Source organism: Streptomyces resistomycificus (assembly GCF_001514265.1).
GTDB lineage: Bacteria > Actinomycetota > Actinomycetes > Streptomycetales > Streptomycetaceae > Streptomyces > Streptomyces resistomycificus.
In genome coordinates this window covers 127,504-146,331 of sequence record NZ_KQ948998.1, presented here as the reverse complement: position 1 = coordinate 146,331, position 18,828 = coordinate 127,504, and the positions used below count along the sequence as shown (strand labels likewise).

Annotated in this window: 22 protein-coding genes; 21 read left to right on the top strand and 1 reads right to left on the bottom strand. The window is 70.4% G+C overall.

What is annotated here, in order from left to right; all coding sequences use genetic code 11:
• Positions 1 to 3: 3 nt before the first annotated feature.
• The 18 genes from proS (at position 4) to AQJ84_RS29560 (ending at position 14,745) form a co-directional block, all read left to right on the top strand.
• Positions 4 to 1,419 carry a proline--tRNA ligase gene (gene proS / locus AQJ84_RS29645; protein ID WP_030041012.1) on the top strand — a complete coding sequence of 472 codons (1,416 nt, stop codon included), beginning with the start codon at positions 4 to 6 and terminating at the stop codon, positions 1,417 to 1,419.
• Between the two features lie 260 nt (positions 1,420 to 1,679).
• Positions 1,680 to 2,282: a hypothetical protein gene (locus AQJ84_RS29640; RefSeq protein WP_053191522.1), complete on the top strand. Its 603-nt coding sequence runs from the start codon at positions 1,680 to 1,682 to the stop codon at positions 2,280 to 2,282.
• A gap of 339 nt (positions 2,283 to 2,621) precedes the next feature.
• Entirely contained in the window at positions 2,622 to 3,041 is a 420-nt protein-coding gene (gene rpsP / locus AQJ84_RS29635) for a 30S ribosomal protein S16 (RefSeq protein ID WP_030041014.1), read from the top strand.
• 2 nt (positions 3,042 to 3,043) lie between these two features.
• The gene (locus AQJ84_RS29630; protein ID WP_003973401.1) at positions 3,044 to 3,283 is read left to right on the top strand and encodes an RNA-binding protein; all 240 of its coding nucleotides are present in this window, start codon (positions 3,044 to 3,046) and stop codon (positions 3,281 to 3,283) included.
• A gap of 94 nt (positions 3,284 to 3,377) precedes the next feature.
• Positions 3,378 to 3,920: a ribosome maturation factor RimM gene (gene rimM / locus AQJ84_RS29625; RefSeq protein WP_053191520.1), complete on the top strand. Its 543-nt coding sequence runs from the start codon at positions 3,378 to 3,380 to the stop codon at positions 3,918 to 3,920.
• Entirely contained in the window at positions 3,920 to 4,753 is an 834-nt protein-coding gene (gene trmD / locus AQJ84_RS29620; RefSeq protein WP_030041015.1) for a tRNA (guanosine(37)-N1)-methyltransferase TrmD, read from the top strand. The genes rimM and trmD overlap by 1 nt, the downstream gene beginning before the upstream one ends.
• Positions 4,754 to 4,885: 132 nt before the next feature.
• Positions 4,886 to 5,236: a 50S ribosomal protein L19 gene (gene rplS / locus AQJ84_RS29615; RefSeq protein ID WP_030041016.1), complete on the top strand. Its 351-nt coding sequence runs from the start codon at positions 4,886 to 4,888 to the stop codon at positions 5,234 to 5,236.
• Positions 5,237 to 5,281: 45 nt separating this feature from the next.
• Positions 5,282 to 5,998, top strand: coding sequence for a signal peptidase I (gene lepB, locus AQJ84_RS29610; RefSeq protein ID WP_030041017.1), 717 nt, complete (start codon positions 5,282 to 5,284; stop codon positions 5,996 to 5,998).
• Positions 5,991 to 7,088, top strand: a complete 1,098-nt coding sequence (lepB, locus tag AQJ84_RS29605; protein WP_030041018.1) for a signal peptidase I — start codon at positions 5,991 to 5,993, stop codon at positions 7,086 to 7,088. Before lepB (AQJ84_RS29610) ends, lepB (AQJ84_RS29605) begins: the two co-directional genes overlap by 8 nt.
• A complete protein-coding gene (gene lepB, locus AQJ84_RS29600; protein ID WP_037803044.1) occupies positions 6,976 to 7,959 on the top strand; it encodes a signal peptidase I in 984 nt (327 codons plus the stop codon). The genes lepB (AQJ84_RS29605) and lepB (AQJ84_RS29600) overlap by 113 nt, the downstream gene beginning before the upstream one ends.
• Before the next feature lie 94 nt (positions 7,960 to 8,053).
• Positions 8,054 to 8,827: a signal peptidase I gene (gene lepB, locus AQJ84_RS29595; RefSeq protein ID WP_030041020.1), complete on the top strand. Its 774-nt coding sequence runs from the start codon at positions 8,054 to 8,056 to the stop codon at positions 8,825 to 8,827.
• Positions 8,817 to 9,350, top strand: a complete 534-nt coding sequence (locus tag AQJ84_RS29590; RefSeq protein WP_030041021.1) for an NUDIX hydrolase — start codon at positions 8,817 to 8,819, stop codon at positions 9,348 to 9,350. Before lepB (AQJ84_RS29595) ends, AQJ84_RS29590 begins: the two co-directional genes overlap by 11 nt.
• A 56-nt stretch (positions 9,351 to 9,406) precedes the next feature.
• On the top strand, positions 9,407 to 9,715 hold the full coding sequence (locus AQJ84_RS29585; protein WP_003993268.1) for a DUF2469 domain-containing protein: 309 nt from the start codon (positions 9,407 to 9,409) through the stop codon (positions 9,713 to 9,715).
• A 110-nt stretch (positions 9,716 to 9,825) separates the two neighbouring features.
• Positions 9,826 to 10,218, top strand: coding sequence for a YraN family protein (locus AQJ84_RS29580; protein ID WP_078631958.1), 393 nt, complete (start codon positions 9,826 to 9,828; stop codon positions 10,216 to 10,218).
• A complete protein-coding gene (locus AQJ84_RS29575; RefSeq protein WP_030041023.1) occupies positions 10,218 to 11,837 on the top strand; it encodes a YifB family Mg chelatase-like AAA ATPase in 1,620 nt (539 codons plus the stop codon). Before AQJ84_RS29580 ends, AQJ84_RS29575 begins: the two co-directional genes overlap by 1 nt.
• Positions 11,834 to 12,985 (top strand): DNA-processing protein DprA, encoded by a 1,152-nt coding sequence (dprA, locus tag AQJ84_RS29570; protein WP_030041024.1) that lies wholly within the window; start codon positions 11,834 to 11,836, stop codon positions 12,983 to 12,985. The genes AQJ84_RS29575 and dprA overlap by 4 nt, the downstream gene beginning before the upstream one ends.
• A gap of 280 nt (positions 12,986 to 13,265) precedes the next feature.
• Positions 13,266 to 14,105: an RNA polymerase sigma factor WhiG gene (whiG, locus tag AQJ84_RS29565; protein WP_030041025.1), complete on the top strand. Its 840-nt coding sequence runs from the start codon at positions 13,266 to 13,268 to the stop codon at positions 14,103 to 14,105.
• Between the two features lie 82 nt (positions 14,106 to 14,187).
• Positions 14,188 to 14,745 carry a TetR/AcrR family transcriptional regulator gene (locus tag AQJ84_RS29560; RefSeq protein ID WP_030041026.1) on the top strand — a complete coding sequence of 186 codons (558 nt, stop codon included), beginning with the start codon at positions 14,188 to 14,190 and terminating at the stop codon, positions 14,743 to 14,745.
• A gap of 302 nt (positions 14,746 to 15,047) precedes the next feature.
• Here AQJ84_RS29560 and AQJ84_RS29555 read toward each other — a convergent pair whose 3' ends face one another.
• Positions 15,048 to 15,644, bottom strand: coding sequence for a murein hydrolase activator EnvC family protein (locus AQJ84_RS29555; RefSeq protein WP_079022672.1), 597 nt, complete (start codon positions 15,642 to 15,644; stop codon positions 15,048 to 15,050).
• Between the two features lie 272 nt (positions 15,645 to 15,916).
• On the opposite strand from AQJ84_RS29555, the gene rpsB reads away from it, so the two are divergent.
• The 3 genes from rpsB to pyrH all read left to right on the top strand — a co-directional run bounded on the left by rpsB (position 15,917) and on the right by pyrH (position 18,738).
• Entirely contained in the window at positions 15,917 to 16,855 is a 939-nt protein-coding gene (rpsB, locus tag AQJ84_RS29550) for a 30S ribosomal protein S2 (RefSeq protein WP_053191518.1), read from the top strand.
• A 98-nt stretch (positions 16,856 to 16,953) separates the two neighbouring features.
• The gene (gene tsf, locus AQJ84_RS29545; RefSeq protein ID WP_030041139.1) at positions 16,954 to 17,790 is read left to right on the top strand and encodes a translation elongation factor Ts; all 837 of its coding nucleotides are present in this window, start codon (positions 16,954 to 16,956) and stop codon (positions 17,788 to 17,790) included.
• A 189-nt stretch (positions 17,791 to 17,979) separates the two neighbouring features.
• Positions 17,980 to 18,738 carry a UMP kinase gene (pyrH, locus tag AQJ84_RS29540; protein WP_030041027.1) on the top strand — a complete coding sequence of 253 codons (759 nt, stop codon included), beginning with the start codon at positions 17,980 to 17,982 and terminating at the stop codon, positions 18,736 to 18,738.
• The last annotated feature ends 90 nt before the right edge of the window (positions 18,739 to 18,828 follow it).

Genomic DNA, 18,828 nt, shown 5'->3' with positions numbered 1-18,828 from the left:
GCCATGGCAAAGGCACCGGTTCTCACGCCCCGTGCGGACGACTTCCCGCGCTGGTACCAGGATCTGATCAACAAGGCCGAGCTGGCTGACAACGGTCCGGTGCGCGGCACCATGGTCATCCGACCGTACGGGTACGGGCTGTGGGAGCGGATGCAGGCCGAGATGGACGCCCGCATCAAGGAGACCGGCACCCAGAACGCGTACTTCCCGCTGCTGATCCCGCAGTCGTACCTCACCCGCGAGGCCGACCACGTCGAGGGGTTCGCGCCCGAGCTCGCGGTGGTCACCCACGGCGGCGGCAAGGAGCTGGAGGAACCCGCGGTCGTCCGCCCCACCTCCGAGATGATCGTCAACGACTATTTCGCGAAGTGGGTGCAGAGCTACCGCGACCTGCCCCTCCTGATCAACCAGTGGGCGAACGTGGTCCGTTGGGAACTGCGCCCCCGGCTCTTCCTCCGTACCACCGAGTTCCTGTGGCAGGAGGGCCACACCGCGCACGCCACCCAGGAGGACGCGCGCGACTTCGCCGCGCACATCCACCGCGAGGTCTACGAGGACTTCATGGTGAACGTCCTCGCGATGGACGTCGTCCCCGGCCGCAAGACCGTCAGGGAGCGGTTCGCCGGAGCCGTCAACACCCTCACGCTGGAAGGCATGATGGGCGACGGCAAGGCCCTCCAGATGGCCACCAGCCACGAGCTGGGCCAGAACTTCGCCAAGGCCTTCAACACCTCGTACCTGTCCAAGGACGGCACCCGGGAACTCGTCTGGCAGACCTCCTGGGGCTCGACCACGCGCATGATCGGCGCCCTGGTGATGACGCACGGCGACGACCACGGCCTGCGGGTGCCGCCTCGCCTGGCGCAGATCCAGGCCGTCGTCCTCGCCGTGAAGGGCGACGAGGCGGTTCTGGCCAAGGTCCGCGAGCTCGACGACCGGCTGAAGGCGGCGGGGGTGCGCGTCCAGGTCGACGACCGGGTGGACACCCCCTTCGGCCGCCGCGCCGTCGACTGGGAACTCAAGGGTGTACCGGTACGGATCGAGATCGGGCCCCGTGACCTGGAGAACGGCACCGCGACGCTGGTCCGCCGCATCCCCGGGAACAAGGAACCGGTGTCCCTCGACTCCCTCGTCGGCCGGCTCCCCGCGTTCCTCGAGGAGGACCAGGCGCTGCTGCTGGAGCAGGCCCGCGAGCGACGTGAGTCCCGCACCTGTGAGGTGTCGACGATCGAGGAGGCCGTCGAGGCCGCGGTCGCCGGCGGGTGGGCCCGCGTCCCGTGGGCGACCCTCGGTGCGGAAGGCGAGGCCAGGCTGGCCGACCACGCGGTGACCGTACGGTGTCTGGTCGCCGAGGACGGGTCGGTGCCCGAGGACGAGGACGCACCGGGTAACGTCGCGATCGTCGCGCGCGCTTACTAGGTAGCGCCCCTCCGGCGGAAGTGCGACCGAAACGCCTCTTGCGCACCTGCGGACTACAGCCACCCCGGCGCGCGGACACCTTCTACGCGCCGGGTCGTACGTCAGGCTACGCACCGGCTTGTGACGAGCTGCGAGGCTTATCCGCAGATCAGCGCACCCGCCCTCGTCAGGACGCATCAGCGGCAACTGACGGGTACGTGCAAATTATTTGGGATGCCCCGGAATCGGAACACAGCGGCACCCTGGCTCGTTGTCATTACGTGAGCACGACACAGACACCACCTGTTCTCGCCGCAGAGCTGGCAGAGGCGTGGGCCGACATTCAGCGGTACCACCCCGAGCTGCCCGATCTTGCCGCGCCAGAGTCCCTGATCGGGGAGTCGTCGTCCGCGTGCGGTCACGAGCTCTCCTTCGAGCGACTGCTTCACGAGGCAGTCCATGGCATCGCCGCCGCGCGCGGCATCCGCGACACGTCCCGTGCCGGCCGCTACCACAACCGCAGATTCCTGGCGATCGCCGAGGAGATGGGCCTGGACCATCCCGAGGAGCCGCACCCCAGCAGCGGTTTCTCGCTGGTCACGCTCACCCCCGAGGCGAAGCGTCGCTACCGCCCGACCATCGAGCGCCTTCAGCGCGCCCTCAAGGCCCACTCGGTGGCCACCGCCGCCGACACGTCCCGCACCTTCCGGGGCCCGGCCGCCCGCCACGGCTCCTCCGGTGGCGGTGTCCGCGTCAAGGCCGTCTGCGACTGCGGCCGCAACGTCCGGGTCGTGCCGTCGGTGCTGGCCCAGGCGCCGATCGTGTGCGGCGGATGCGGAAAGCCGTTCCGGATCCCGGAGGTCGTGGGAGCGGCGGCGAGCTGACTGCCCTGACCGGTATCTCGTGGGTGCCGGACGGCAGGAGAAGTGCCCGCGCGGGAGGGCCGCCGCAGCCGTGACGGCGGCAGCCCGCCGCGTGGCACCCCGCGACGCGGGACCGCGCGGTCGGGCGGCCCCCCGCGCCGGGTGTGTCTCCGGCATGCTGCAGCGCGGCCCCGGTCCGAAGCGACGCGCGGGGTGTGGCACAATGGCTAGCTGTACTCGACAGTCGCATAGGACCCCTCTCTCCTCCGGCTGACGCGTCCATCGGGCACTCGGGTACCGCAACCCCACGCGGCTCTCTCGCCGTGCCCAATCACGTCAAAACCAGGAGAACCCACTCCAGTGGCAGTCAAGATCAAGCTGAAGCGTCTGGGCAAGATCCGTTCGCCTCACTACCGCATCGTCGTCGCCGACTCCCGCACCCGCCGTGACGGCCGTGCGATCGAGGAGATCGGCCTGTACCACCCGGTGCAGAACCCGTCCCGCATGGAGGTCGACGCCGACCGCGTGGCGTACTGGCTCTCCGTCGGCGCGCAGCCGACCGAGCCCGTCCTCGCCATCCTGAAGAAGACCGGCGACTGGCAGAAGTTCAAGGGCGAGCCCGCCCCGGCTCCGCTGCTGCAGCCGGCCGAGAAGGCCACGCGTCCGTCGTTCGAGGCTCTCGGTGGCGACGACGAGGGCAAGGGTGAGGCCATCACCCAGAAGAAGAAGGCTGAGAAGAAGGACGAGGCCCCGGCCGAGTCCGCGTCGACCGAGGCCTGAGCATGCTCGAGGAGGCTCTCGAGCACCTCGTGAAGGGCATCGTCGACAACCCTGACGATGTGCAGGTCGCCTCGCGCAACCTGCGTCGCGGGCGAGTGCTCGAGGTCCGGGTCCACCCCGACGACCTCGGCAAGGTGATCGGCCGCAACGGCCGCACCGCACGCGCCCTGCGCACCGTCGTGGGCGCCATCGGCGGCCGCGGTGTCCGCGTCGACCTCGTCGACGTCGACCACGTGCGCTGACGCCGAACGCAGCACCGGCTCGGGCCGGGGAGGGCCACTGGCCGTCCCCGGCCCGTAGTCGTTTCGGGTCGTTACGACAGGAGAACTTCGAACAGTGCAGCTCGTAGTCGGACGGATCGGCCGCGCCCACGGCATCAAGGGCGAGGTCACCGTCGAGGTCCGTACAGACGAGCCGGAACTGCGGCTCGCACCCGGCGCCGTACTGGCGACCGACCCCGCCACGGCGGGCCCGCTCACCATCGAGACCGGCCGGGTGCACAGCGGCCGGCTGCTCCTGCGCTTCGAGGGCGTCCGGGACCGCAACGCCGCAGAGGCCCTGCGCAACATCCTCCTGATCGCCGAGATCGACCCGGAGGCGCTGCCCGAGGACGAGGACGAGTACTACGACCACCAGCTGATGGACCTGGACGTGGTGACGAAGGACGGCGTCGAGGTCGGCCGCATCACCGAGATCTCGCACCTGCCCTCCCAGGACCTGTTCGTCGTCGAGCGCCCCGACGGCAGCGAGGTCCTCATCCCCTTCGTCGAGGAGATCGTCACCGAGATCGACCTCGAGGAGCAGAAGGCCGTCATCGACCCGCCGCCCGGGCTGATCGACGACAGGGCCGAGATCGCGTCCTCACGGGAAGAGTCGTAATGCGCCTCGACGTCGTCACGATCTTCCCCGAGTACCTCGACCCCCTGAACGTCTCCCTGGTCGGCAAGGCACGCGCGCGTGGACAGCTGAACGTGCACGTGCACGATCTGCGGTCCTGGACGTACGACCGCCACAACACGGTCGACGACACCCCGTACGGGGGCGGCCCCGGCATGGTCATGAAGACCGACCCCTGGGGAGAGGCGCTGGACGCCGTGCTGGCGGACGGCTACGAGACCGGGGCCCACCAGCCCGCCCTCGTCGTCCCCACCCCCAGCGGCCGCCCCTTCAACCAGGAACTCGCCGTCGAGCTCTCCGAGCGCCCCTGGCTGGTCTTCACACCCGCCCGCTACGAGGGCATCGACCGCCGCGTCATCGACGAGTACGCGACCCGGATGCCGGTCTACGAGGTCTCCATCGGCGACTACGTCCTCGCCGGCGGAGAGGCGGCCGTACTCGTCGTCACGGAGGCCGTGGCGCGGCTGCTGCCCGGCGTGCTGGGCAACGCCGAGTCGCACCAGGACGACTCCTTCGCGCCGGGGGCCATGGCCAACCTCCTGGAGGGCCCCGTCTACACCAAGCCGCCGCAGTGGCGGGAGCGCGGCATCCCGGACGTGCTGCTCAGCGGCCACCACGGCAAGATCGCCCGTTGGCGGCGAGACGAGGCCCTGAAGCGAACCGCGGCCAACCGGCCGGATCTCATTGAGCGTTGCGAGCCCAAGGTCTTCGACAAGAAGGACCGCGAGATGCTCTCCATCCTGGGCTGGGCGCCCGATCCGGCGGGTGAGCCGTACGGACGATTTTGGCGCAGGCCTCAGGGCGTGGAAGAATAGGCCGCTGCTGTGCGTGGTCCGGCGTGCGCCCCTGCCACAGGGGGACACGACGCCCGCCCCGACCGGCACGACTCTCATCCAGAACCTAGTTTCCGTTGATGACCTGTGGCATCAGCGAGGAAAGCAGACGAAATGTCTCACCTGCTCGACTCCGTCGACTCCGCGTCGCTGCGCAGCGACGTCCCGGCCTTCCGCCCGGGTGACACCGTCAACGTCCACGTCCGCGTCATCGAGGGCAACCGCTCCCGTGTGCAGCAGTTCAAGGGCGTAGTCATCCGTCGCCAGGGCGCCGGTGTCCGCGAGACCTTCACGGTCCGCAAGGTCTCCTTCTCCGTCGGCGTCGAGCGCACCTTCCCGGTGCACACCCCGATCGTCGAGAAGATCGAGCTCGTCACCCGCGGTGACGTGCGTCGCGCCAAGCTCTACTACCTGCGCGAGCTGCGCGGTAAGGCCGCGAAGATCAAGGAGAAGCGCGACAACTGATCGCGCGCGGGGTCCCACAGCGGGGCCGGATAACATCTGGCCCCGATGGACACCGAAGCACAGCCGACGGAGCGCGACCGCTCCTCCCGCCCTTCTGATACCGAGGAGATCTCGGACACAGGGGGACCGGAGGACCGGTCGCGTTTCGCGTGGGGGGCCCGGATCGCCGAATGGGTCCCCGGCGGGCGGATCACTCTGACCCTGCTGGTCTGCCTGCTGTTCCCGCTGCTGCTCAGCACCTTCGTGCTGAAGCCCTTCCAGATTCCCAGCGGATCCATGGAAAGCGGATTGAGGATCGGGGACCGCGTTCTCGTAAATAAGTTGGCGTACCGTTTCGGTGCCGAGCCGCGGCGCGGCGATGTCGTCGTCTTCGACGGAACCGGGTATTTCGGGGAAGGGGATTACGTCAAGCGCGTTGTCGGGGTAGGGGGAGACCACGTGGTCTGCTGCGACAAGGAGGGGAGGATCGAGGTGAACGGCCGGTCGGTCGACGAGTCGACTTTCCTGTATCCCGGTGACAGCCCGTCCGGGGTCTCCTTCGACGTCGAGGTACCCGCGGGCACCCTGTTCGTTCTCGGTGACCACCGCAGCGAATCCAGCGACTCCCGTGACCATCTGGGCTCACCCGGCGGCGGCATGATCCCCCTCGACCACGTCGTGGGACGGGCCGACTGGATCCTGTGGCCCGCCGACCACTTCACCCGCCTGCACCGTCCCGACGCCTACGCGCGCGTGCCCGCCGCGGAGGGCGCCCATGGGTAACCGCGGCAAACCTCGCGGTACGGCGAGCAGCGCGGCCGACAACCTGCTGCCCACGGGATCCCGGCGTGCCGCCTCCGGTTCGGCCGGCGGCCGCTCGCGGGCCGAACGGCGCAAGCTCCAGCGCAAGGTCAAGCGGCGCCGCAGGCGGGGCGCCGTCAAGGAGATACCTCTCCTCGTCGGAGTCGCCGTCCTGATAGCTCTCGTCCTGAAGACCTTCCTCGTACAGGCGTTCGTCATCCCGTCCGGCTCCATGGAGCAGACGATCCAGATCGGCGACCGGGTCCTGGTCGACAAGTTCACCCCGTGGTTCGGTTCCAAGCCCGAGCGCGGGGACGTGGTCGTCTTCAAGGACCCCGGCGGCTGGCTCCAGGACGAGCAGACCACCACGAAGAAGGACGACCCCATCGTCGTCAAGCAGGTCAAGGAGGGGCTCACCTTCATCGGCCTGCTGCCGTCCGACAACGAGAAGGACCTGATCAAGCGGGTCGTCGGGGTCGGCGGCGACCGCGTCAAGTGCTGCGACGCGCAAGGCAAGGTCACCGTCAACGGCGTTCCCCTGACCGAGGAGGACTACCTCTACCCCGGCAACGCCCCGTCCACGACCGCGTTCGACATCACCGTCCCGCAGGGGCGGCTGTGGGTGATGGGCGACCACCGTGCCAACTCGGCGGACTCCCGCGCGCACCAGGACACCGACTACGGCGGCACGGTCTCCGAGGACTCCGTGGTGGGACGGGCCATGGTCATCGCCTGGCCCTTCGGTCACTGGACCACGTTGGAGGAGCCGAATACTTACGCTTCCGTGTCCGACTCGACGTCCGGGTCGACCGCGGCCTCCCAGCCGTCGCTTAGGGTTGCTTCCGACGATCCGAACGGATCGATCCACCTCCCGAGCCCTGCGGAACTCCCGCTCGTTATGGGAGTGGTGGGCCTGCACCGTATCCGGGGCAGGCGGCGGCACAGAGTGAGGAGTTGGCGTGGGGGATGTGGCGGTTGGCGCACGGTCCGGACACGACGGCGAGGAGCACCGCGGGCGCCCCGCGGAGTCAGCCGTCCCGGCCGCGGACAGCGCCGTGACCTCCGGGAGTGACTCCGGGGCGGCCGATGACGGCACGGTGACCGACGAACGGACCAGGATGGACGACCAGGGGCCGGGCGACTCGGCGCCCAAGCCGAAGAAGCCGCGTTCCTTCTGGAAGGAACTGCCGATCCTGATCGGTATCGCGCTCGTGCTCGCGCTGCTGATCAAGACCTTCCTGGTGCAGGCGTTCTCGATCCCCTCCGACTCGATGCAGAACACCCTCCAGCAGGGTGACCGGGTCCTGGTGGACAAGCTCACCCCGTGGTTCGGTTCCGAGCCCGAGCGTGGCGAGGTCGTCGTCTTCCACGACCCCGACAGCTGGCTCGCGGGCGAGCCGACCACGGACCCGAACGCGCTGCAGACCTTTCTCAGCTGGATCGGTCTGATGCCGTCCGCCGAGGAGAAGGACCTGATCAAGCGGGTCATCGGCGTCGGCGGTGACACCGTCTCGTGCTCGGGCACCGGCCCGTTGAAGGTCAACGGCAAGGCGCTGGACGAGGCGTCGTACGTGTACCCCGGCAACACCCCGTGCAGCCAGGACGACCAGGGCGGCCAGTTCACGGTGAAGGTCCCCAAGGGCTCGATCTGGGTCATGGGCGACCACCGGCAGAACTCGCGGGACTCGCGCTACAACCAGTCGGACAAGAACCACGGCATGGTCCCCGTCGACGAGGTCGTGGGCCGCGCCATCGTGAAGGCCTGGCCGATCAACCGCTGGGGCACGCTGCCGGTCCCGGACACCTTCGACCAGAAGGGTCTGGACGCCAAGGCGTCCGCGGCCACCGCACTGACGGTCGCGCCGAACGCGCTCGCTCTCGTCGGCGTCCTGCCGGTGGCGCTGTGGCGCCGTCGGAAGATCGCCGCCGCCGCGACGCGCTGAGGTCAAGGCTCGACAAAACCCTCGTACAGCTTGTGGCCTCGGCCGGGGGCGAAGGGCTGACCGGCTCAGGTACCGCCGGGTAGGGTGCGGACCCATGGGTGGCGAGAGCACGACGCGTACGGCCCCGCGCAGCGGCGGCACCGACACGGGCCCGGTGGGCAGCCGGACCGGACACAGGCTGTCCGGGCTGGCCGTCGCGCTGGGCCTCGTGCTGTTCCTCGGCGGATTCGGCTGGGGAGCGGTGGTCTACCTCCCGTACACCGTGCCCACCGGCTCGATGACGCCGACGATCGCCGCCGGCGACCGGGTTCTGGCCCAGCGGGTCGACGGTGACGAGGTCCGCCGGGGCGACGTCGTCGTCTTCAACGACACGGAATGGGCGAACGCGCCCGTCGTCAAGCGGGTGGTCGCCATCGGCGGGGACACGGTCGCCTGCTGCACGAAGGGCAAGCTCACCGTCAACGGCAAGCAGATCGACGAACCGTACCTGGCGGGCCCCGCCGAGATCACCGGCTTCCCGACCGTGGACGTGCCCGAGGGACGGCTGTTCCTGCTGGGTGACGAGCGCCAGGGATCCCTGGACTCCACCGCCCACCTCACCGACGCGGCCGGCGGAACGGTGGCGCGCAGCGCCGTGACGGCCCGGGTGGACGCCGTCGTGTGGCCCATGGACGGCATGCTGGCGCGGCCGACGGGCTTCGAGCCGCTCGGTGCCCTGTCCTCCCCGGGTCCGCTGCGTACGGTCATCGCGATGATCGTCGTGGGGGCCGTGCTGGTCCTCGGTGGCGGCGCCTACGGCCCGGTGGCCAAGCTGCTCGGCGGCCGGGGCCGGTCCCGGACGCGGACGGAGCCCGCCGGTGCCCGCTGAGGCCACGGACGCGGCAGGGGACTCGTACGAGGGCGGTCTGCGCAAGGTGGCCCGGGTCGTACTGCTCGATCCCGACGACCGCATCCTGCTCCTGCACGGCCACGAGCCGGACGATCCGGCCGACGACTGGTGGTTCACGCCCGGCGGCGGCCTGGAGGGCGACGAGACTCGTGAAGAGGCCGCGCTCAGGGAACTCGCCGAGGAGACCGGCATCACCGAGGTCGAGCTCGGCCCGGTCCTGTGGCGGCGGACGTGCTCGTTCCCGTTCGCGGGCCGACGCTGGGACCAGGACGAGTGGTACTACCTGGCCCGGACGGCCCACACGTCCGAGACGGTGCCCGAGGCGATGGGGCTGACCGAGTTGGAGCGGCGCAGTGTCGCCGGAGCGCGCTGGTGGACGTGTCAGGAACTGACCCAGGCACATGAGACGGTGTATCCGACCAGACTCGCCGAGCTGCTGCGCAGGCTGCTCGACGAAGGTCCCCCGGCCGGGCCCGTGACCTTGGACACCGAAATCGTCTAGGGGCTCGCGGGGCTGGCGCACAATGGTGGGATCGCACGGCTGAAGGGGAACATGCCATGAGCGCCGAGGACCTCGAGAAGTACGAGACCGAGATGGAGCTCAAGCTCTACCGGGAGTACCGCGACGTCGTCGGTCTGTTCAAATACGTGATCGAGACCGAGCGGCGCTTCTACCTCACCAATGACTACGAGATGCAGGTGCACTCGGTTCAGGGCGAGGTGTTCTTCGAGGTGTCCATGGCGGATGCCTGGGTGTGGGACATGTACCGGCCGGCCCGGTTCGTCAAGCAGGTGCGGGTACTCACGTTCAAGGACGTGAACATCGAGGAGCTGAACAAGAGCGATCTGGAGCTGCCGAGCGGGTGAGGCCGGATCGCGGCCCGGCCGGTGTCGGGCCGAGATTCACCCGCCCAGGTGACGGGGTTTTCCACAACCGCTGAGTAGTCCACCAAGATCAACTCGGGTGGAGCGGATACGTGACGGTTGGCGCCGGAGGTGGTGCCGACATGAACGCACGAGGCGGACTCGGCAAGTACGGCGAGGACCTGGCCGCACGGCGACTGGCCGCGGCCGGGATGACGGTGGTGCAGCGCAACTGGCGCTGCGGACGCACCGGCGAGATCGACATCGTGGCCCGGGACGGCGACGTCCTGGTGGTCTGCGAGGTGAAGACCCGAAGGGCCGGGCCCTTCCAGCATCCGATGGCGGCGATCACGCCCACCAAGGCGGACCGCCTGCGAGGCCTGGCGGAACGCTGGGTGCAGGAACACGGAGGAGCACCGCCGGGAGGCGTCCGCATCGACCTGGTCGGCGTGGTCCTGCCCCGGCGCGGGGCCGCCGTGGTCGAGCATGTGCGGGGGGTGGCCTGATGGGGTTCGCACGTACGTGCTCGGTGGCGCTCGTGGGCGTCGAAGGCGTGGTGGTCGAGGTCCAGGCCGACCTGGAACCCGGGGTGGCGGCGTTCACGCTGGTGGGGCTGCCGGACAAGAGCCTGACGGAGAGCCGGGACCGGGTGCGGGCCGCGGTGGTGAACTCGGGAGCCGAGTGGCCGCAGAAGAAACTGACGGTGGGGCTCAGTCCGGCGTCGGTGCCGAAGGCGGGTTCGGGATTCGACCTCGCCGTCGCGTGCGCCGTGCTCGGCGCCTCCGAGCGGATCGACCCCCGGGTGCTCGCCGACATCGTGATGATCGGGGAACTGGGGCTCGACGGGCGGGTGCGGCCGGTGCGGGGCATCCTCCCCGCTGTCCTGGCCGCGGCCGACGCCGGCTACGAGCAGGTGGTGGTGCCGGAGTGCGCCGCCGCCGAGGCGTCCCTGGTACCCGGCGTGTCCGTGCTCGGGGTACGCAGCCTGCGGCAGCTCATCGCCGTCCTCGCGGACGAGCCCGTGCCCGAGGAGGAGCCGCTCGACACGGGTCGCCCCGACCCCCTTCTGGCCGGCCTGCGGGTGCCCGGCACCGGCGCCGCCACGGGCATGCACAGCCTGGGGGCCGCCCAGCCGGACCACGACCTCGCCGACGTCGTGGGCCAGCGCTCGGCGCGCACGGCCGTGGAGGTCGCCGCTGCGGGCGGGCATCACCTGTTCCTGGAGGGGCCGCCCGGCGCCGGGAAGACAATGCTCGCGGAGCGACTGCCCGCCATCCTGCCGCGGCTGAGCCGGGAGGACTCGCTGGAGGTCACGGCGGTGCACTCGGTGGCCGGCCTGCTGCCCCCGGGCAGGCCCCTGATCGACGTCGCTCCCTACTGCGCTCCGCACCACTCGGCGACGATGCAGGCGCTGGTGGGCGGTGGTGGCGGCATCGCCCGGCCGGGAGCGGTCTCGCTCTCGCACCGAGGTGTTCTCTTTCTGGATGAAACACCCGAATTCAGCAGTCGGGCCCTGGACGCTCTCCGGCAGCCCCTGGAGGCGGGCCACGTCGTGATCGCACGGAGTGCGGGCGTGGTGCGCTTCCCGGCGAAGTTCCTGATGGTGCTGGCGGCCAACCCCTGCCCGTGCGGCCGCTTCTCCCAGACGGGCGACCTGTGCGAGTGCCCGCCCTCCGCGATCCGGCGCTACCAGGCCAGGCTCTCCGGCCCGCTGCTCGACCGGGTCGACCTCCGTGTCGAGGTGGACCGGGTCACCCGCGCCCAGCTGACCGAGCGTGGCGCCCGGGGCGAGTCCACGGTCGCGGTCGCCGACCGGGTCCGGGCGGCGCGGGAACGGGCGGTGGCCCGACTGGCCGAAACCCCGTGGCGCACGAACAGCGAGGTTCCGGGCCGCGAACTGCGCAGCCGCTGGCACGCCGTACGCGGAGCCATGGACGACGCCGAGCGCAACCTGGAGCGGGGCGTGCTGACCGCCCGCGGGATCGACCGCGTCCTGCGCGTGGCCTGGACGGTCGCGGACCTCGCGGGGCACGACCGCCCCGACGCCACGGACGTCGCCCTGGCCCTGCAACTGCGCACCGGAGTGCCCCGGGGCGTCCCCATGGCCATCGGGGCGCCGGCGTGAGCCTCGGCGACGACCCGGAGCGCGAGCTGGTCGGCCGGGTCTTTCTCACGCGGGTCATCGAACCAGGCGACGAGGTCGCCGGGCGGTGGGTCCGGGAGTTCGGGGTGGGGGAGGTGGTCCGGCGGCTGCGGGGCGGTGGGGTGCCCTTTCCCGGGGTGAGCGAGAAGCGGTGGGCGGGACTGGCCGGAAGGGCGGCGGGTGCCGAGCCGGAGCGGGACCTCGCCGCCGCCCGGGACGCCGGCGTGCGGTTCCTGTGCCCGGGCGACGGCGAGTGGCCCGGACAGCTCGACGACCTGGCGGACGCGCGGCCCCTGGGGCTGTGGGTGCGCGGCCGGCCCAGCCTGCGGATGTGGGCGCTCAGGTCGGTCGCCGTCGTCGGAGCCCGCGCCTGCACCGAGTACGGCGCCCACATGGCGGCAACCCTCGCCGCCGGCCTCGCGGAACGGGGCTGGGTCGTGGTGTCCGGCGGTGCCTACGGGGTCGACGGCGCCGCGCACCGTGGTGCCCTCGGCGCTGGTGGGGCGACCGTCGCCGTGCTCGCCTGCGGCGTCGACCGGCCCTACCCGCGCGGACACACCCAGTTGATCACCAGGATCGCGGAACAGGGGCTGGTGATCGGAGAGTTGCCACCCGGCGAACACCCGACGCCGAGCAGATTCGTCCTGCGGAACCGGGTGATCGCCGCGCTCACCCGAGGGACCGTGGTCGTCGAGGCCGCACATCGCAGCGGTTCCTTGGTCACGGCGCGCGCGGCACAGCGCCTCGGACGGCACACCATGGGGGTCCCCGGGCCGGTCACCAGCGCTCTCTCCGGCGGCGTGCACGAGTTGCTGCGCGGCGAGGCGGTGCTGGTCACGGACGCGGCGGAAGTCGTCGAACTCGTCGGCGACATGGGGGAGCTGGCACCGGACCGGCGCGGGGTGGTGCTGCCGCGTGATCTCCTCGACCCGGGTGCCCGGCGGGTCCTGGCCGCGCTGCCGGGGCGCGGCGCGGCGACCGCGGACGAGATCGCCCGCGGCGCGCTGACGATCCCGGACGACGCGGTCGCCAGGCTGTACGAACTCCGATCACTTGGTTACGTCGAACGACACGGCGACGGCTGGAAGTTGACACGCCAGGCAATGATCTCCGTGGGTGGTGACCGTTGAGAGTGTTGACCGTGCGTGTTCGGCCGTCCGGGGGAACCCTTGAAGTCCTTGGAAAATCTGGCAGTTGACGCCATTCGATGATCACTTAGAGCGACTGTCGGGACGCGGCGGGGCGTCCGGCGGAACGTATCTGTGCATACTTCGAGGCACGCCGTTCGCGCACCGCGACGGTCCAGTCACGCTACGCTCACGTGGATTCGACGCAGACAGGCAATCTCGACATCAGACAGACAGCTCGCCCAGGTACCGCCACTTACGGCAGAACGGCACAAGGCAACGAATGCCCCAGCACACCTCCGGGTCCGACCGGGCGGCGATCCCCCCAGCCGCCCGCGACGGTGGCAGCGTGAGGCCGCCCGCTCCCTCCACGCTCGACGAGCTGTGGCGGTCGTACAAGGCGACGGGGGACGAGCGGCTGCGCGAGCAGCTGATCCTGCACTACTCACCGCTCGTCAAGTACGTGGCGGGTCGGGTGAGTGTCGGTCTGCCGCCCAACGTGGAGCAGGCGGACTTCGTGTCCTCGGGGGTCTTCGGGCTCATCGACGCGATCGAGAAGTTCGACGTCGACCGCGAGATCAAGTTCGAGACGTACGCGATCACCCGCATTCGGGGCGCGATGATCGACGAGCTGCGGGCGCTGGACTGGATCCCGCGGTCCGTGCGGCAGAAGGCGCGCAACGTCGAGCGGGCGTACGCCACGCTGGAGGCCCGCCTCAGACGGACGCCGAGCGAGGGGGAGGTGGCCGCCGAGATGGGCATCGCGGTCGACGAACTCCACGCGGTGTTCAGTCAGTTGTCGCTGGCGAACGTGGTCGCGCTGGAGGAGCTGCTGCACGTCGGCGGGGAGGGCGACCGGCTGAGCCTCATGGACACGCTGGAGGACACCGCCGCGGACAATCCGGTGGAGGTGGCCGAGGACCGGGAGCTGCGGCGGTTCCTGGCGCGGGCGATCAACACGTTGCCCGAGCGGGAGAAGACCGTGGTCACGCTGTACTACTACGAGGGGCTCACGCTCGCCGAGATCGGGAACGTGCTGGGGGTCACCGAGAGCCGGGTGAGTCAGATCCACACCAAGTCGGTGCTCCAGCTGCGGGCGAAGCTGGCGAGTTTCGGCCGCTGAGGGGGTGGGTGCGTGGGAGCACTCCCGTCGGCGCTGGTCCGTCCGTAGAGTGGTTGACGTGCCAAGGATTCGAGCGGCCTCCGTGGCCGAGCACCGGTCGATGCAGCGAGCCGCCCTGCTGGACGCGGCTCGTTCCCTGTTGTCCGAGGGCGGGACGGAGGCGCTGACCTTCCCGGCCCTGGCCGAGCGGACGGGTCTCGCGCGGTCGTCCGTGTACGAGTACTTCCGGTCACGGGCCTCCGTGGTCGAGGAGCTGTGCGAGGTCGACTTCCCCGTCTGGGCGGCGGAGGTCTCGGCGGCGATGGCCGCGGCGGACACGCCGGAGGCCAAGGTCGAGGCGTATGTGCGGCAGCAGCTCGCGCTGGTCGGGGACCGGCGGCACCGGGCCGTGGTGGCGATCTCGGCGAGCGAGCTGGACGCGGGAGCCCGGGAGAAGATCCGGGCCGCGCACGGAGGGCTCGTGGCGATGATCGTCGAGGCCCTGGGGGAGATGGGCCACGAGCAGCCCCGGATGGCGGCGATGCTGCTGCAGGGCGTCGTGGACGCGGCGGTGCGGCGGATCGAGCTGGGAGCGGCGGAGGAGCCCTCGGTGATCACGGAGGCGGCCGTGGGGATGGCTCTGCGGGGTGTGCGCGGCTGACGCCGGCAGGCGGTGTGGGCCGCGTGGGCCCCTTGGGCGCCGGCCGTGCCGACCTGGGCGGTGGACGGGTGCGTCGCACGGCGTGACGGCGCCCAGGTGTCGGCAGCGCCCACCTGGACTGTGTGTGCCGCGTGGCTCGCACGGCATGACGGCGTCAAGGTGCCGGCCGTGCCCACCTGCGCCCGTCCAGCGGCTCGACCGGCCCGTGAGCGGAGCGGGCGGCCACGGCGGCACGGGTACGCCGATCACCGGGAGCGGGCGATCACGGCGGCACGGGTACGCCGATCACCGGGAGCGGGCGATCACGGCGGCACGGGTACGCCGATCACCGGGAGCAGTCGCGACGGGCCCCGTCGCAGCAGCCACGGTGGCAGCAGCGACAGGGGGTCGAGATAGGTCTCGCCTCTCCGCAGGCCCCAGTGCACGCAAGGGCTGGCGCAGTGCGAGCCGGTCGGTTCCACCGTGCCCACGACCTCGCCGGCCGCCACTTCCGCCCCCTTCTCCACCGCTGCCCGGACCGGCTCGTAGGTCGTCCGCAGGGGTGGGTCGCCCGTGCCCGGCAGTTCCACCGAGACGACACCCTTGCCCGCCACCCGGCCCGCGAAGGACACCCGGCCGGCGGTGACCGCTCGTACAGGTGTGCCGGGAGCGGCCGCTAGATCGACGCCCCGGTGCCCGCGGCCGTACGTGGTCGCCGGGGGTTCCCAGCCGCGCAGGACCGCGGGGCGGGAGCCGACGGGCCAGGTGCGGCCGACGGGTGGAACGGAGGTGTCCGTGGCCGTCGGCCCGAACGGAACCGGCCCGGTGTCCGGCGGAATCGCGCAGGTCAGCAGTAGCGCCGTCAGTAGTGACGACAACCCGGCCCGCGCACCCGCACCCGCACATCGCATCGCTCGCATGCCGGAACCGTCCCGCATCCGCCCCGGTCACGGCCCGTGCCTGTGGACCGGGCCCCGGTTGTGGACAGCGGCGTCACCCGGTGCCCCGCGGGTCCCGTACACTTCTTCTGGCGATCCGGGTCACCGGGTCGACTTCGCACGCCCCGACATCAGGCCCTCACCCGGCCGGTGTCAGCGCCTCTCGGTCCCTAGCGGCAAGGCGCATCGCGGGCGTCAGGCGCGGGAACCAGCCGGTACCCGCGGCACAACCGAGAAAACCAAGGAGAACGGCCATGGCCGTCGTCACGATGCGGGAGCTGCTGGAAAGCGGCGTCCACTTCGGTCACCAGACCCGTCGCTGGAACCCGAAGATGAAGCGCTTCATCTTCACCGAGCGCAACGGCATCTACATCATCGACCTGCTCCAGTCGCTGTCGTACATCGACCGCGCCTACGAGTTCGTCAAGGAGACCGTCGCCCACGGCGGCACGGTCATGTTCGTCGGCACGAAGAAGCAGGCGCAGGAGGCCATCGCCGAGCAGGCCACCCGCGTCGGCATGCCCTTCGTCAACCAGCGCTGGCTGGGCGGCATGCTCACCAACTTCTCGACCGTCTACAAGCGTCTGCAGCGCCTCAAGGAGCTCGAGCAGATCGACTTCGAGGACGTCGCCGCGTCCGGTCTCACCAAGAAGGAGCTTCTCGTGCTCTCGCGCGAGAAGGCCAAGCTGGAGAAGACCCTCGGTGGTATCCGCGAGATGTCCAAGGTCCCCAGCGCCGTCTGGATCGTGGACACCAAGAAGGAGCACATCGCGGTCGGTGAGGCCCGGAAGCTCAACATCCCGGTCGTCGCCATCCTCGACACCAACTGCGACCCCGACGAGGTCGACTACAAGATCCCGGGCAACGACGACGCGATCCGCTCCGTCACGCTGCTCACCCGTGTGATCGCGGACGCGGTCGCCGAGGGCCTCATCTCCCGCTCCGGTGTCGCCACCGAGGGCAAGGGCGACAAGGCCGCGGGCGAGCCGCTGGCCGCGTGGGAGCGCGACCTGCTCGAGGGCGAGAAGAAGGCCGACGAGGCCGAGGCCCCCGCCGCCGCCGAGGCCCCCGCCGCCGAGGCTCCGGCCGAGGCTGCTGCTGAGGCTCCGGCCGAGGCCCCCGCCGCTGAGGCTCCGGCCGAGGCTGCCGAGGCTCCCGCCGAGGCCCCCGCCGCGGACGCCGAGCAGGCCTGACCCCTCACCACCTTCGGGTTCTGGACGGCGGGGGCCCACGAAGCCCCCGCCGTCCGGCACCCGTAGATCTTCAGACTTCGAGAGAGATTCCAGAAATCATGGCGAACTACACCGCCGCTGACGTCAAGAAGCTCCGCGAGCTCACCGGCGCCGGCATGATGGACTGCAAGAAGGCGCTGGACGAGGCCGAGGGCAACGTCGAGAAGGCCGTCGAGGCGCTGCGCATCAAGGGCCAGAAGGGCGTCGCCAAGCGCGAGGGCCGCTCCGCCGAGAACGGCGCCGTGGTCTCCCTCATCGCCGACGACAACTCCTCCGGTGTCATCGTCGAGCTGAAGTGCGAGACGGACTTCGTCGCCAAGGGTGACAAGTTCCAGGCCGTCGCCAACACGATCGCCGAGCACGTCGCCAAAACCTCCCCGGCCGACCTCGAGGCGCTGCTCGCCTCCGAGATCGAGCCCGGCAAGACCGTCCAGGCGTTCGTGGACGAGGCCAACGCCAACCTCGGCGAGAAGATCGTCCTGGACCGCTTCGCGCAGTACGCGGACGGCTTCGTGACGGCGTACATGCACCGCACGATGCCCGACCTGCCCCCGCAGATCGGTGTCCTCGTCGAGCTCGACAAGCCGAACGCCGACGTCGCCAAGGGTGTCGCCCAGCACATCGCCGCCTTCGCGCCGAAGTACCTCTCCAAGGAGGACGTGCCGGCCGAGGTCGTCGAGTCCGAGCGCCGCGTCGCCGAGGAGACCACCCGCGCCGAGGGCAAGCCCGAGGCCGCCCTGCCGAAGATCGTCGAGGGTCGCCTCAACGGCTTCTTCAAGGACGCCACGCTGCTCGGTCAGCCGTACGCGCTCGACAACAAGAAGTCCGTCCAGAAGGTTCTGGACGAGGCCGGTGTCACCCTGAAGCGCTTCTCGCGCATCAAGGTCGGCATCTGAGTCCGTACCGCGATCGGCGCCCGACCCCGATAGGGTCGTAGTAGTCGTCCGCGTACGCCCTCACGCACGCGTGCGTGAGGGACGCAGCAGATCTGACGAGGAGGCCATTGCCGCGCATGGGATGCGAACGACACCCCACCGGCAATGGCCTTCTTCGCATGTGCACCACGTGAAAGAGGCGGGATCTCCATGACCACCAAGGCCCAGAAGAGCGACGACGGCAAAGTACGCGGGCGGTTTCTGCTGAAGCTGTCCGGAGAGGCGTTCGCCGGTGGCGGGGGCCTGGGCGTCGACCCCGACGTGGTGCACAAGATCGCCCGCGAGATCGCGGCGGTCGTGCGGGACGGCGCGGAGATCGCGGTCGTGATCGGCGGCGGCAACTTCTTCCGCGGTGCCGAGCTCCAGCAGCGCGGCATGGACCGGGCCCGCTCCGACTACATGGGCATGCTCGGCACCGTCATGAACTGCCTCGCCCTCCAGGACTTCCTGGAGAAGGAGGGCATCGACAGCCGGGTGCAGACCGCCATCACCATGGGCCAGGTCGCCGAGCCCTACATCCCGCTGCGTGCCGTGCGCCATCTGGAGAAGGGCCGCGTGGTCATCTTCGGCGCCGGTATGGGCATGCCGTACTTCTCCACCGACACCACCGCCGCCCAGCGCGCCCTCGAGATCGACGCCGAGGCGCTGCTGATGGGCAAGAACGGCGTGGACGGGGTCTACGACTCCGACCCGAAGACCAACCCGGACGCGGTCAAGTTCGACGCCCTCGGCTACGGCGAGGTCATCACGCGTGACCTGAAGGTCGCCGACGCCACCGCCGTCACACTGTGCCGCGACAACAAGCTGCCGATCCTGGTGTTCGAGCTCCTGGCGGAGGGCAATATCGCCCGCGCTGTCAAGGGTGAGAAGATCGGCACGCTTGTGGGTGACCAAGTCAGCCAGGGCTGATCACCCTGACCGGGGGATGGACAATGTCCTGCCGGTCGGGAACCGTGCAGGAAGAAGACGCGACGCAGCCGGCCGACGCCCTCACCGAGG

Bases quoted from the DNA above. Each gene is read 5' to 3' on its own strand.
- AQJ84_RS29575 (WP_030041023.1), top strand. From the start codon at position 10,218: ATGGGGTTCGCACGTACGTGCTCGGTGGCGCTCGTGGGCGTCGAAGGC.
- rplS (WP_030041016.1), top strand. From the start codon at position 4,886: ATGTCTCACCTGCTCGACTCCGTCGACTCCGCGTCGCTGCGCAGCGAC.
- lepB (WP_030041017.1), top strand. From the start codon at position 5,282: ATGGACACCGAAGCACAGCCGACGGAGCGCGACCGCTCCTCCCGCCCT.
- AQJ84_RS29555 (WP_079022672.1), bottom strand. From the start codon at position 15,644: ATGCGAGCGATGCGATGTGCGGGTGCGGGTGCGCGGGCCGGGTTGTCG.
- pyrH (WP_030041027.1), top strand. From the start codon at position 17,980: ATGACCACCAAGGCCCAGAAGAGCGACGACGGCAAAGTACGCGGGCGG.
- AQJ84_RS29630 (WP_003973401.1), top strand. From the start codon at position 3,044: ATGCTCGAGGAGGCTCTCGAGCACCTCGTGAAGGGCATCGTCGACAAC.
- tsf (WP_030041139.1), top strand. From the start codon at position 16,954: ATGGCGAACTACACCGCCGCTGACGTCAAGAAGCTCCGCGAGCTCACC.
- whiG (WP_030041025.1), top strand. From the start codon at position 13,266: ATGCCCCAGCACACCTCCGGGTCCGACCGGGCGGCGATCCCCCCAGCC.
- lepB (WP_030041020.1), top strand. From the start codon at position 8,054: ATGGGTGGCGAGAGCACGACGCGTACGGCCCCGCGCAGCGGCGGCACC.
- trmD (WP_030041015.1), top strand. From the start codon at position 3,920: ATGCGCCTCGACGTCGTCACGATCTTCCCCGAGTACCTCGACCCCCTG.
- proS (WP_030041012.1), top strand. From the start codon at position 4: ATGGCAAAGGCACCGGTTCTCACGCCCCGTGCGGACGACTTCCCGCGC.
- AQJ84_RS29585 (WP_003993268.1), top strand. From the start codon at position 9,407: ATGAGCGCCGAGGACCTCGAGAAGTACGAGACCGAGATGGAGCTCAAG.
- rpsB (WP_053191518.1), top strand. From the start codon at position 15,917: ATGGCCGTCGTCACGATGCGGGAGCTGCTGGAAAGCGGCGTCCACTTC.
- lepB (WP_030041018.1), top strand. From the start codon at position 5,991: ATGGGTAACCGCGGCAAACCTCGCGGTACGGCGAGCAGCGCGGCCGAC.